This is a genomic window from Ferrovibrio terrae, assembly GCF_943371255.1.
Classification (GTDB): domain Bacteria; phylum Pseudomonadota; class Alphaproteobacteria; order Ferrovibrionales; family Ferrovibrionaceae; genus Ferrovibrio; species Ferrovibrio terrae_B.
The window spans coordinates 1-12,649 of sequence record NZ_CALRUC010000058.1; the positions used below are offsets into that span (position 1 = coordinate 1).

A 12,649-nucleotide genomic window follows, 5' to 3' on the forward strand; every position below is an offset into this window, starting at 1 on the left:
AGCTGCATGCTGTCCTGCAGGCTGCGAATGCTGCGATCGATCTTGTCGTCGATATCCTGCTTTTCACGTTCGCTTTGCGACAGCAGGTTATCGAACACGGCATCGCCGGACCCATCGCTGCTGACACCTGCACCGGCAAAAGCCGCGCGCTGACTGGCCGTGGCGCGTTCAAGCCGGTCACGCCGATCCTGGTCCGCCCTGGCGCGCTGGCGCTCAAGATCCGTCATCTGGGCCTGCGCCTGCTGGGCCTGCAAAGCCTGAACCTGGGATTGTGCCTTGCGTTGCTGGCTAGCCTGGGAGATCGAGCTGACGGTGCTGAGAGCCGTGCCGGCGATCATCAATGCAGTTTCGATCCCACTCATCAGTCGGCTCCTTTCACTTCTGTAATCACGGACAGCAATGTGCAGGGCAGTGGTGCATCCTGCGCAATGCGCCATAACGGCTGGTCAATCCCCCGCCGCCAACCCAGGCCGCGCACCTCGATATCGCCACTGAACAGCGCTGGCGCGGCATCCAGGGTGTCACCGCTGCGGGCAAATGGCAGAGCACGCAGTCCACGGCCTATATCCGCGTGCAGAGCCTTTGCCGCATGCAGACGGAATACGGCACGGACCAGCCGCACCGGGCCGCCCTGGCTCGTGACCGTGCCATTGCCAAGCTCCGACGGCAGCGGGCGTATTTCATGCATGTAAGGCAAGCCGATCTCGACATCCGAAGCCGCCTGGCTCAGCGTTATGGTGCCGTTGATGACGGCGCGACGATTGCGCACTTTGCCATCGGCAACGATCGCAACAGTCTCGCCTTCCAGATGTTCAAGACCACTCCATGTCTTCTGCGGGGTGGCGCTGGTCGAAATGACATGAGCATCACTGAAACTGTTGGCGGCAAAATGCTCGATGCGTAGCGTGCCCTTGCGGATCACTGCAACATAGATGCGGTCTTCCACCACTGCGATGGCACGAAAGTTCCCCGCTGTTTCGAAAACCGTCCAGGCTGTGACCTGCTGGGCACGATAGACCGTGAGTGCCGCGATACTGCCGTTGCCCATGACGATGAGGAAAAGCCGTTCACGTGCGGCGTAGTCCTGATCGACAGGATTGACAAAGACATGGCTCGAGAGCAGCGCAAGATCGGCGGCCGTATAGGACTGATCAATGTCGGTATAGAGGAATTCACGCAGCTCCCGGCCACCGCGTGACAGAAAGAGTGTAGCGCCATCGACATGGCGGGGCGGAATGGCGCGATCCGGGAAAGAACCGGCACGGGTCTGCCGCTCGGCCTGCAACTTGGTTGGGGTCAGCGGATCGCCTGTCACCATCCACTCGGCACCGGTTGTAAAAAGCTGAAGATGCCGGCCGGCGACCGCGGCGCGGATCGCATCGACCTGGTCGGTCAGCAAAGCGAATTCAATCGCTTCGTCGTCAAGTGCCTTGCCGAGATCGAAATTGTCGATATCTGAGGTTTTCGACATCCAGATCCGGTTCGGCAGGTCGCGTGAACCGGCGAAGACCAGTCGCTCCTGATACAGCGTGGTGCAGACCGGCCAGCCACGCACGGAGGAGAATGCAGCCTCCTCCCAATCTTCCGTGGCCGTGGTGTTTTCGAGATTCTGCAACACAGTGGCCTGTGCCACGGTCGAACTGGAGATGCTGTCGATGCGGACCGCTTTTTTCTTCAGGCGAAGCTGGGTGCCGACATGGCCATTGACAAAGAAATCGGCTGATGCGGTCAGTGAGATGGTGCCCTGGACCGCCGATGGCACCAGGGTCACAGTCTCCTTGGCGAATTTGAAGCTGGGCTCGAACAGGGCCCCGGTTGCCGTTTCAGCCGCGAAGGTGAAATTCTCGATTTTCCAGTCTGTATGGCTGTTGCGCGTGATGCGCTGCGGCTTCATGTCGGGGTGACAAACAAACAGCGTATCGGCGCTCTGCGCCCAGCACAGATTCGGAAGTTGCGCCGCAGTCCATGGCGCCGTTCCGCTGAAGACCGGTTCATCGTCACGGAAAACATGCAGCATCAGCGGCGTGAGTGCCAGCAGGTAGGTTTGTTCGGTATTGAAGGCAAAGGATAACAGTCGCACAGTGCTGACACCGAGCAGTTGTGCGACATGGCGCAGCCCCGGACGACGCGTCACACCACCGGTTGGCCGCAGCATGACATTGCGCAGGCGTGCAGCGCCATTCGTGTAGCCCTGCAGATCTGCGCGGCCCCAGAGATCAGGCGCAATCTCGCCAGCCGTGAAATTGTTCTTGGCAACCGTCAGCTTGGGCATCAGCCGCGCACCTCAACCAGAGTGAAGTCCTCGATGCGGCCAGGCTCATCCTGCTGGCTGTCGATGGTCTTGGCGCGGCGGAATTCAGCGTCCGACAGCTGATGCAGCAGTTGCGCCCGGGTGGTACTTTCGGTCAGCGGCAGGCAGAACTCGGCGGCCAGCCGCGCGATCAGTGCCAGATCGAAAAACGGCGGGAAGCCGCTCTCGTCAGGACGAAAAACATAGGTCAGCGTCAATACGTCCGTATCCGCCTCAACGTGTCGTCCGCTGATCCGGTAATTCAGACCCCGGCCACGCTCCGGCACGCCAGCAGACAGGGCACGCAGGAAATCCGCTGGCAGCTGAAAAGCAAAGCCATAATCAGCAGCGGGCGCCTGGGTGGAACGCGGCAGGCTGGCCTGCTTGGTGGCAAAGCGCCAGGGATGCGATGACAGCAGCGCATCGCGCAAAGACGGATAGAGATGGCGCGCCACTTCTGCTTCGACGCTGGCATCATCGAAGGCCGAGATCGGCTGGGCGCCGAGCGCGATCAGCGCGCGATTGCACAATTCGACAGCGGTAAGCGCCATGGTCGGTCTCCTTGAATATGCCGGCCGATCGGGGCGCCCGGCTGCGACGAGAGGAAGTGATCGTCAGCAGGGCGCCCCGCGGGCCGCGCGGCCCAAGCTGCGCGGCCCTGGCCGCCACCTGCGCATCCGTTCCCGGGACGCGCCGAAGGCGGCGGCGGAGCAGGCGTCAGTCCGTATCGCTGCTGCCCATGGCGGTCAGGTCGGTAAGGTCGACCTGGCCGTTCTGGTTGCTGGCAACCACGAAGATGCCGTGCTGCGGCGAACCACCCATACCCGTATTGGCAAGGATGAAGTCGCCGATCCGCAGCATCTCGGCGGCGGCATTGAAGTAACCGGCGCCATCCACGGTGCCGGCTGCATCGGGCGTGCTGTAATGCCAAAGCGTGAAGCCATTGGCATAACCGAGCACTGAGAGGGTTTTCGAGCTGTAAGCCATCCCAGCCTCCTTACACTTCGCGGCAGCGCAGGGTGACGACGCCGACCGGATCGATCAGCGATGCGCCCTGGCTCATCATGTTGTTGATGAAATGCGCGGCGCGGTCGCCGTGCCAGGTGATGTCGGACTTGACGTCTTGGCCCGAGGCATGCCCAACCGCGGTCTTGTGGTACCAGTGGCAGAAACGCACATTCTCCTGCAGCGTCAGGCCGCTATGGGCCATCCACAGCGTGCCGAGCCACTGCTTGGCCTGCGCGCCCTTCCAGGGCAGATCCTCTTCGCCGACATAATCGGCATCGGCGAATTCCGGGATCTCGAGCAGCTGCGACCACTGACGCCAGCCGATTACGGCATAGCGCTGGCCATCGTCAGGCACATCGGCATCGCCAAGCGCCTCGAAGGCGGTCAGGATCTTCGCCTTGGTCAGGCCATCGCTGTCGCCGCCGGCATAGCGGGTCGACTGATCCAGCGAACGGATAATCAGCTCGTCGGTCTTGCGACCCAGTGCATAGGCACCGGCATTCACGATCACGTCGCGCTCGTTATGGCCGACCTTCAGTTCGTCCAGGGCATCGAGCCATTCGCCGGCATAGTAGTCCTGCAGCAGGCATTCGACCGAACCATGGTCGACATTCATCACCGGTACCTTGCCGTGGCGGGCCTTGGTGCTTGCGGTGCCCTTGCCGACCTTCTGGAAGGTGGTGGACGAGCCTTTCACGGCCGCTTTCGACCGCACGGTCGGGCGCAGCTTGGCGCCCAGGCGCTGATAGGCCTGGTGCACGTCGTGCTCGAACTGGCGGACGAAGGATTGTTCAATCGTCGGCGTCATCAGACGCTCCTTTCGTCAGAGTTGTCAGGGCCGGTTACCCGGCCGGGTTCATGCGGCCCGCAGCGTTATCCCGCTGAAATAAGCGGGGCGCCGTCGCCGCCGCGCCGCCCGGCCGCGCCGGAAAAACCCGGTTCGCGGTTGTCGGTTGGCGGGAATGTCGTCAGCCGGCATCTGCGGTGCAGCGATGATGCGCTCATCGCTGCTGTCGCGAGCGCCAGCCGTGCGCGATCAGCCCGGGTACAGCCTCTTGAAGCCGTCGGTTACCTTGGCGAGGAACTCGGGGTCGCGTTTCTTCCAGTAGCGCGGGTCACGCATCATGCCGACCAGCTGATCTTCGTTCAGCGCTGCATCCATGCCGCGCTCGCCGCGGCTGAGCGCGGGATCGCCATTCTGCATCATCGATTCCAGGGCGCAGATGCCCTCGTATGAGGAGGCCAGCGCATTGAAGACCGTTTCGGGCAGGTTGCGTCGGCCCCAGGCCTCAAGTGCGCGCGCCGTTTCAGCGAACCGCGCCTCGCTGCCATAGCGCTGCACCAGGCGCTCGCGTTCGCCGCGCAGGCGATATTCGCCCGCCATGCGATTCAACTGCGGCACCACGTGGTCGCAGGCCAGGTCGTAGACCAGCTGTGCCTGGGCCGGGGTGAACCCGGCTTCATGCAGGCGGCGGTTCACGTCGGGATCAGTCGACAAGGCGGGATTGCCCAGCGTGATCTCGTAGCCGTCGGGCGAGTCCGGCACGCCCAGGGCACGATGGAAACGCAGACGTGCATCCTCGTCGCTGTCATCGCCCGGCAGGGCCACCATACCGGCAAGCTTCTGCTCCAGCGCCCGATAGGATTTCAGCAGCAGATCCGTGCGCAGCGCACCGGTTTGCGGATCGCGGAATTTCTCCGGCACGCCACCGAGATCGGCCTCGCCGCCGGCAACATCCGGCATATCTGCATCGAGCAGGTTGGCTGTCATCGCATATCCCTTTCGTTGATCCCGAAATGTTCCAATAAAACCTTACGAACCGAATTGGCCGCGTGTGACCAGCTGCGCGATGTAGGCGGCGAGATGGCGCTGGCCTTCCAGATGCCGCAGCTCGGCATCGCTGCAATCCGGCGCCGGGCGACGCTCGATGGTGATGCGGCGCAGATGCGCCAGCACGCGTTCGCCATCGTTGCCGCGAAAGCAGCGAGCAAACGCCGCGGTGAGATCACCCTGGCTCGTATCGAGCATCGTCTCGCTCATTGCACGGCTCCCGTCGCCTGCTGCGCGCCGGCCAGCTGTTGCAGCATCTGCTGCAGCTGCGGCGCGGCCTGGGCAAGATTCTGCGTCAGCTGCTGCGGCAGGCCACCCCCGGCGTTGGCCGGCGCCTCGCCGGCTTCGATGAGGAATTCGCCGGGGACGCCCAGCGTGCGGCCGAGCCAGCGCGCGACGGCAACTCTGTCCACCACCTGCATGGCCGCCGGCCCGAGCGCCTGCAGCTGCTGCAGCCAGCTCAGCACGCCCTGCACATCGCCCTGGGCCTGCAGGCGCGCCAGCGGCGACTTCTGCACCAATGCCACCTCGCGACCATCGAGCGCAAAGCGCGGAATCTCGCCGCGCCGCTGCAGAATCGCGACGCTGCGCATCACCAGCGGAGTCAGCAACTCTGACTGCAGCCGGCCAAAGGTGGCGCCGAGCTGGCGCGCCATTTCGGCGGCGCGTTCCATCACTTCGGTCGCCGTCATGCGCGGCGCATTGATCTGGCCGAGCTGATCGGCCAGCAGGGCATGACGGATACGGCCGCGCAGGTCATCGAGCACGATCTGCGAGATATCGAACCGGCCCGGCGCCGAGAGCGGCGTGAGACCGGACGAACCCACGGCTTTCGGGATGATCGCGCCGGGCACCAGCTTCACATTGGCCGGATTGAGCACGCCATCGTCATCGGCCTGCCAGATGCCGGTGACGGCAATCGAGGCATTCTTCAATACAAGCTCGACCACCTTGTTGGCGGTCTTGATGTCGGGCAGGGCCTTCATCACCGGTGAACGGCCATAGACCTCGCCCGGCGCCTTGAGCCAGCGGAAGGCAATGAACGGCGCCTGCTCGAAACGCCCCGCACTCAGCAGGCTGGCGGCTTCATCCAGCGCACCATCCTCCAGAACGGTGGCAAACAGATAGCCATGGCGCGGGGCCGGCGCCGGCAGCAGACAGTCGAGCACGCCCAGCCGCGCATCGGGCTCACGCTGGCGCCGCGTGGTGAACCAGGCCTGGCTTTCCAGCGCCGGATAGCGCTGGCCCAACTGTTCCAGCGAGAGTTCCTGGCGACGGAAGACAATGTCGATGCGGCCGCTGCCGCTTTCATCGAGCGCCAGATCGGTCAGCGGCACGGCGCTGAAGCGAAACGCGCTCGGCTCGCCCAGCGGTGCTTCCTCGCAGGCCAGGCAGGCGGTACCGGCCACCACAAGATCGAGCATCGCCTGGTGAATCTCGACAGCCAGGTTCGAGCGATCGAACTGCGCCTGCAAGAGTTCAGCGGCGCGGTCGAGTTCGCTGGCCATGGCACCGCGCTGTTCCTGCGGCACATCGCGGCCCGGCTGGAAGGCGAACCAGCGCGACCACGGCGGCGTCAGCTGCGCCAGCAACGTGGCAGCGAGTTGTTCAGCAGCATCGGCCGCAGTGGCGTCGAACAGCCGCTCGCTGACACGGTTTGCCGTGCCGCCCAGGCTGTTGGGGCGCCGTGCCGGCAGGGAATAGTCATAGCAATCCTGCCACAGCGCCTCCCAGGAGCCGCGCTGATTGCGGATGCGCTCGTAACGACGACGCAGGGCGTCGGGGCGCAGCGGGTCATGCTCGTCCGCTCCGGAACCAGCCGCGGCAGGCATCATGCGATCGGTCGTCGACATTCTTCTGTGCCTCACTCGCCAAGCAGGCGCTTGGACGCCTGGCTGTTTGAAGACGAGCCGCTGAGGGTTTCGCTGGCGGGGTCGCTGATGCCGCGCCAGGAGGTGGCGATCGTTTCGCCCTGGGCCCGGCGGCGGCGTTCGCGCGCCGCCTTCTCGGCCAGTTCGGCATCGCTTTCGGTCGGCACCGGCTCGGGCGGCGGGGGTGGCGGCGGAGGCGGCGGCGGTGACGGAGAGCTGAAAATCCCACCCATGGCGGTAAGTCCTCGTTGCGTATCGACCGGGAGTGTTTGTGATTTGTTCCTATTGAGAGGAAATGTAGAACAAAACATGGTCATCGTCAAGGCATATTTTCCGCAAATACAGAAATAGTTCCCATGGTGTTCTTATAGACCAGCTCTGCAGGCCGATCAGCCGCTTTACCACCTCAACACAGGAGAACGGCAGCGGCGGCGCCAGCCGGCGCGGCGGTTGCAGCACCGGAACGGTGAGCGCGCACTGGCCCAGGCGGCGCAGATGCCCGGCCAGATCTGCATCCGCCGGCCAGTCATAAAATCCTTTTATTTCAGTCATATAGGCAAGGGGATCGATGCCAACCCAGCCGCCTGGCAGCGCCATATAGGCATAGCAGTGGCGAAAGCCGGGCTTGAGGCAGCGCAGCTTGGGCAGCCGGGTTTCCTCGGCAAATACCACCACGGCCCGGGCGGGCCGGGCCGGCAGGGATGCAGCCGCAGAGGGCGAATGAAGTCGCGGTTTAGCTGGATTTTCACTCATCTGTTTCACATCCAGACCCGATGCGAGCAGAACACAGGCGCTATTCACGCCTATGAGGATGTTATAATTCCTATTATGTTCTCATGTCAAACCCGTAATCAGAGAATATTCCTGTAGGCAAAACATCTGTTTTGCAAGACAATCTTCCCATGCTGACACATCGCGCGATCTGGGCCGCCCTCGACGGCCTTGCCGACCGTTATGGCCTCACGGCCTCAGGGCTGGCCCGCAAGGCCGGCCTCGATCCCACCACCTTCAACCGCTCCAAGCGCGTGTCGCGCGATGGCAAGCAGCGTTGGCCGTCCACGGAATCGATTGCCAAGGTGATCGAGGCCACCGGCGCCAGCGTGCCGGAATTCATGGACCTGCTGAGCGAGACCGGCGGCGTGCCGCGCAGCATCCAGCGCATTCCGCTGATCGGCCTGGCCCAGGCCGGCAAGGATGGCTTCTTCGACGATGCCGGTTTCCCGACCGGCGAAGGCTGGGAGAAGGTTCCCTTCCCCGAACTGGGCGACAATCAGGCCTATGCGCTGGAGATCAGCGGCGACAGCATGCTGCCGGTCTATCGCGATGGCGATGTCGTCATTGTGTCGCCGGCTGCCAGCGTGCGCCGTGGCGACCGCGTGATCGCCAAGACCATCCAGGGCGAGGTGATGTGCAAGCTGCTGTCGCGCCGCACGCTGACCCGCATCGAGCTGGCCTCATTCAATCCCGCCTATCCTGATCGCGGCTTCGATGTGCAGGACATCGCCTGGGTCGCCCGCATCGTCTGGGCAGCGCAATAGCAGCGCAGATGGATGCGGCCCCCACCCGGCGTCACATCACGCACAGCCTGCTGCAGACTGCAGCGACCCTTGGCCTCCTTCGCTTCGCTCTGGCAGGCAATGCCCTTGCCAATACGGTCAGGCCGCTGACCGAATGCTGGGCCGAGGATGTCGTAACTCTCGCCCGTGACTTCCGGCAGCGCAGCCTGTCACCACTGCAATGGCAGCAGGCCATCGCCATCCTCAATGCCAAAGTGCCGATGGACGAGCTGCTGTCCTATATCGATTTCAATCGATTGAAGGCCATGCTGGAAGCGCACGGCCCCGGCGAGCATTTCGAGCGTGTGCGCCTGCCCGGCCTGGAAACCGGCAGCGCAAGAATCTGGAGTGCGGTGTTCATCCTGTCTGAAGGCGATGCGATCCCGCCGCATGCCCACAACAATCTCGCTACTGCCCATCTGGTATTGCAAGGCCGTTTCCATGCCCGCACTTTCGACCGTGTGGAGGACACCCCCGGCCGCATGTTACTGAAACCCAGCATGGATGCTGTCTTCGGCGTAGGGGAAACTGTCAGCATGTCGGATGATCGCGACAATGCGCACTGGTTTATCGCGGAATCCGGTGCGCCGGTTTTCACTTTCGATGTCAGCATGCGTTCACCCGAGCTGCGCCAGTACCAGAATCCAACTGATCGCGATGGACGCATCTTCGTCGCGCCAGCCGATGGACGCCGCCAAGACGGACTGGTAGAGGCAGAGGTGGTTGATTACAGCACCAGCCAAAACCGGTTCGGCAAGGCCGCAAACTTTCTGATGTATCGATGACAACGAGTCTTTCCGCAGCGCTGGGGCGACTGCCGGCGCTGGTGGCCGGCGGCGGTTTCGCCTGGTGGTTCGAGAACGGCCAGCTCGAAAAACTGTCGCCCGATGCCGCCGCGCGCCGCGCCCGCGCCACACCGCCTTTGCTGGTGCATGCCAAGGCGACGGCGACGCGGCTGGGCATCGAACCGTTCCAGGCCTATGACCTGCTCGATCTGTTTGCCTTCGTGCGGCCGGCACGCTTCTGCCTGCCGACCCCGCATGGCCTGCTGGCGCGCATCAACCTCGATGCCGCCGATGACGAGGAGGCGGTGCAGTATCTGCATCATGCCGCGCAAATCTTGCTGGAGGATCTGCCGCGCCAGCAGCCGCGCGCCTTGCGCCGCTCGATGCGGCTGGCGCAGACGCTGCACAGGGCCGGCTGGCCCTGGGCCATTTACCTGCTGACCGCGCTCGGCCCCGAAGCCACCACGGTGCCCAGCGGCGGCGCCGGCGGCCTCGATATCTGGCAGGAACTGCCCGAATGGGTGGATTACGCGCCGCCGCCGCCGCCAGATACGCAAACGGTATCGCCGACCGAAGCCCGCGAGCGTCTCGCCCGCCTGCTCGGCACCACATCGGAGTTGCGCGAAACCCAGGCCGATTATGCCGCCACCACCGCACAGGCCTTTGCACCGCGTGAGATGCTGGGCATGCCCGAACTGGTGCTGGCCGAGGCCGGCACCGGCATCGGCAAGACGCTCGGCTATATCGCGCCTGCCAGCGTCTGGGCCGAGAAGAATGGCGGCACCGTGTGGCTGTCGACCTATACCAAGAACCTGCAGCGTCAGCTGGATCATGAACTCGACCGCCTGTTCCCCGATCCGGCGGAGAAGCAGGCCAAGGTCGTCGTCCGCAAAGGCCGCGAGAATTATCTCTGCCTGCTGAATCTGGAAGATGCCACGCAGGGCGGCGCGGCGCGGCCGCAGGACCTGGTGCCACTCAGCCTGATTGCGCGCTGGGCCGGCGCCACGCGCGATGGAGACCTGGCCGGCGGCGACTTCCCCGCCTGGGCCGTCGACCTGCATGGCCGCAACCGCACATTAGGTCTCACCGACCAGCGCGGTGAATGCATCCATGCCGGCTGCCAGCATTACCGCAAATGCTTCATCGAACGTGCGGTGCGCAAATCGCGCAAGGCCGAGATGGTGATCGCCAACCATGCGCTGGTGATGATCCAGGCAGCGATGGGCGAGGACGATTCACAAAAGCCGTTGCGCTATGTCTTCGATGAAGGGCATCACCTCTTTGAAGCAGCAGATAGTGCTTTCGCCGCCCATCTCACCGGCATGGAGGGCGTCGATCTGCGGCGCTGGCTGCGCGGACCCGAAGGCGGACGACGCAGCCGCGCACGCGGTATCGCCAACCGCATCGGCGACCTGGTGGCACAGGACGAGCGCGGCAAGACATCCCTGGAAGCCGTGGTGGAAGCCGCACGCTGCCTGCCCGGCGAAGGCTGGCTGGCGCGTATCGCCGAGGGCAACCCGATCGGTCAGGGCGAGACATTCCTGGCCAAGGCGCGGCAGCAGATTTTCGCCCGCAGCCCGCAACCGGACTCGCCCTACGGTCTGGAATGCCCCACCAAAGAACCGATCAACGGCCTGATCGAGGCAGCACAGGATTTCGCCGCCGGCATCGACCGCGTGCTGGAGCCGCTGAACGCGCTGACCAAATCCCTGGGCGACATGCTGGCCGATGAAACCGCCGAGCTGGATACGGCGACGCGCTCGCGCATCGAGGGCGCGCTGCGCGGCCTGCTGCGCCGCAAGCTGGAGCTGGATGCCTGGCGCAGCATGCTGCTCGACCTGCGGACCGAAACGCCGCCCACTTTCGTCGACTGGTTCGGGCTGGAGCGTATCGATGGCCGCGATCTCGATCTCGGCCTCTATCGCCATTACCTCGATCCGATGCAGCCCTTTGCCGCCGCCGTGCTGAAGCCCGCCCATGGCGTGGCGATCACCTCGGCCACCTTGCGCGATATTCCGCCGGCCAAGGCCGATGCGGCGCCGGAGGCCGCCTGGGTCAGCGCCGAAATCCGCAGTGGCGCGCGCCACCTGCCGCAGCCGGCACGGCGCGCCGCCTTCCCATCCCCCTTCGACTATGCCAATCGCACGCGCGTCTTTGTCGTCACCGATGTGCGCCGCGATGCGATGGACCAGGTGGCGGCGGCCTATCGCGAGCTGTTCCTTGCTGCCGGCGGCGGCGGACTTGGGTTGTTCACCGCGATCTTCCGCCTGCGCGCCGTGCAGAAGCGCATCCTGCGACCGCTGGCCGAAGCCGGGCTGCCGCTCTATGCCCAGCATGTCGATCCGCTGGATAACGCGACGCTGGTAGATATCTTCCGCGCCGAGGAGCATGCCTGCCTGCTGGGAACGGATGCGATGCGCGACGGTGTCGATGTGCCGGGCGCATCGCTGCGGCTCGCCGTCTTCGACCGCGTGCCCTGGCCACGACCCGATCTGCTGCACAAGGCGCGCAAGGCGGCCTTCGGCGGCCAGGCCTATGACGATCTGCTGACCCGCCTGAAGCTGAAGCAGGCCTATGGCCGGCTGCTGCGCCGCGCCGAGGATTATGGTGTCTTCGTTGTACTGGATGCACAGCTGCCCACCCGTCTTCTCTCCGCTTTCCCGGCCAGTGTCGAGGTGCGCCGGGTCGGCATCCGGGAAGCCGTGGCGGAAACTGCGGCCTTTCTGCATGGAATGCGGGCCGGCACTGGCGAACAACAGAATCTCGCCTAAGATGGACCGGCACTGGCGCCATGCTTTCGCCGCAGTCTGCCGGTAGCCAGTTTCCCATCATCACGCCCCATCCCGTCACGTCCTGCCCCGAAGGCTCACCCGCCCATGTCGACCATCACGCCTCAGAATGCCCTGATCTATGCCATGGTGATCGCTGCCGTGGCCGATGGAAAACTGAAAGACACCGAAGTGTCCGCCATTGATGTGGCCGTGCGGCACCTGCCGATTTTCCGCGGTTATGGCCTGGATGCCATGCAGGTGGCGGTGGGCGACTGCGTTGCACTGCTGGACCAGGATGATGGTGTCGATGCAGCCCTTGGCCTGGTGAAGGAGGCGCTGCCGACCGACTGGTGCGAGACGGCATACGCGCTGGCCTGCGACATCGTCGCCGTCGATGGCCACGGCCGGCAGGAAGAGCTGCGCTGGCTGGAAATGCTGCGGCATGAGTTGCGCGTGGAGCGCCTGCATGCGGCCGCGATCGAACGCGGTGCCGGCGTGCGCTACAAGCGCCTGCCGGGCGACCTGCCCAAGGCCTGA

14 protein-coding genes are annotated in these 12,649 nt (G+C 64.4%); 4 read left to right on the forward strand and 10 right to left on the reverse strand.

Annotated features, from left to right (window positions below):
• The 10 genes from AAG799_RS13225 to AAG799_RS13270 all read right to left on the reverse strand — a co-directional run.
• The coding region (locus tag AAG799_RS13225) for a hypothetical protein (RefSeq protein WP_341896617.1) at positions 1-362 on the reverse strand (362 nt) is incomplete at its 3' end.
• The gene (locus AAG799_RS13230) at positions 362-2,155 is read right to left on the reverse strand and encodes a hypothetical protein (protein WP_341896619.1); all 1,794 of its coding nucleotides are present in this window, start codon (positions 2,153-2,155) and stop codon (positions 362-364) included. The genes AAG799_RS13230 and AAG799_RS13225, both read right to left, overlap by 1 nt.
• Positions 2,156-2,271: 116 nt before the next feature.
• Positions 2,272-2,841, reverse strand: coding sequence for a hypothetical protein (locus AAG799_RS13235; RefSeq protein ID WP_341896621.1), 570 nt, complete (start codon positions 2,839-2,841; stop codon positions 2,272-2,274).
• A gap of 166 nt (positions 2,842-3,007) precedes the next feature.
• Positions 3,008-3,277: a hypothetical protein gene (locus AAG799_RS13240; protein ID WP_341896623.1), complete on the reverse strand. Its 270-nt coding sequence runs from the start codon at positions 3,275-3,277 to the stop codon at positions 3,008-3,010.
• A gap of 10 nt (positions 3,278-3,287) precedes the next feature.
• Positions 3,288-4,106, reverse strand: a complete 819-nt coding sequence (locus tag AAG799_RS13245) for a phage capsid protein (RefSeq protein WP_341896625.1) — start codon at positions 4,104-4,106, stop codon at positions 3,288-3,290.
• 228 nt (positions 4,107-4,334) lie between these two features.
• Complete coding sequence (locus AAG799_RS13250) at positions 4,335-5,069, reverse strand: hypothetical protein (protein WP_341896627.1); 735 nt, start codon at positions 5,067-5,069, stop codon at positions 4,335-4,337.
• A gap of 42 nt (positions 5,070-5,111) precedes the next feature.
• Positions 5,112-5,339, reverse strand: a complete 228-nt coding sequence (locus tag AAG799_RS13255; protein ID WP_341896629.1) for a hypothetical protein — start codon at positions 5,337-5,339, stop codon at positions 5,112-5,114.
• Positions 5,336-6,982, reverse strand: coding sequence for a portal protein (locus tag AAG799_RS13260; RefSeq protein ID WP_341896631.1), 1,647 nt, complete (start codon positions 6,980-6,982; stop codon positions 5,336-5,338). Before AAG799_RS13260 ends, AAG799_RS13255 begins: the two co-directional genes overlap by 4 nt.
• Before the next feature lie 11 nt (positions 6,983-6,993).
• The gene (locus tag AAG799_RS13265; protein WP_341896632.1) at positions 6,994-7,233 is read right to left on the reverse strand and encodes a hypothetical protein; all 240 of its coding nucleotides are present in this window, start codon (positions 7,231-7,233) and stop codon (positions 6,994-6,996) included.
• A 49-nt stretch (positions 7,234-7,282) separates the two neighbouring features.
• Positions 7,283-7,753: a hypothetical protein gene (locus AAG799_RS13270; protein ID WP_341896634.1), complete on the reverse strand. Its 471-nt coding sequence runs from the start codon at positions 7,751-7,753 to the stop codon at positions 7,283-7,285.
• Positions 7,754-7,902: 149 nt separating this feature from the next.
• Here AAG799_RS13270 and AAG799_RS13275 point away from each other — a divergent pair, with 149 nt between their 5' ends.
• The 4 genes from AAG799_RS13275 to AAG799_RS13290 all read left to right on the forward strand — a co-directional run bounded on the left by AAG799_RS13275 (position 7,903) and on the right by AAG799_RS13290 (position 12,649).
• The gene (locus tag AAG799_RS13275; RefSeq protein ID WP_341896636.1) at positions 7,903-8,538 is read left to right on the forward strand and encodes a helix-turn-helix transcriptional regulator; all 636 of its coding nucleotides are present in this window, start codon (positions 7,903-7,905) and stop codon (positions 8,536-8,538) included.
• Between the two features lie 8 nt (positions 8,539-8,546).
• Positions 8,547-9,341, forward strand: coding sequence for a hypothetical protein (locus AAG799_RS13280; RefSeq protein WP_341896639.1), 795 nt, complete (start codon positions 8,547-8,549; stop codon positions 9,339-9,341).
• Complete coding sequence (locus tag AAG799_RS13285; protein ID WP_341896641.1) at positions 9,338-12,112, forward strand: ATP-dependent DNA helicase; 2,775 nt, start codon at positions 9,338-9,340, stop codon at positions 12,110-12,112. The genes AAG799_RS13280 and AAG799_RS13285 overlap by 4 nt, the downstream gene beginning before the upstream one ends.
• A gap of 105 nt (positions 12,113-12,217) precedes the next feature.
• Positions 12,218-12,649: a tellurite resistance TerB family protein gene (locus AAG799_RS13290; RefSeq protein ID WP_341896643.1), complete on the forward strand. Its 432-nt coding sequence runs from the start codon at positions 12,218-12,220 to the stop codon at positions 12,647-12,649.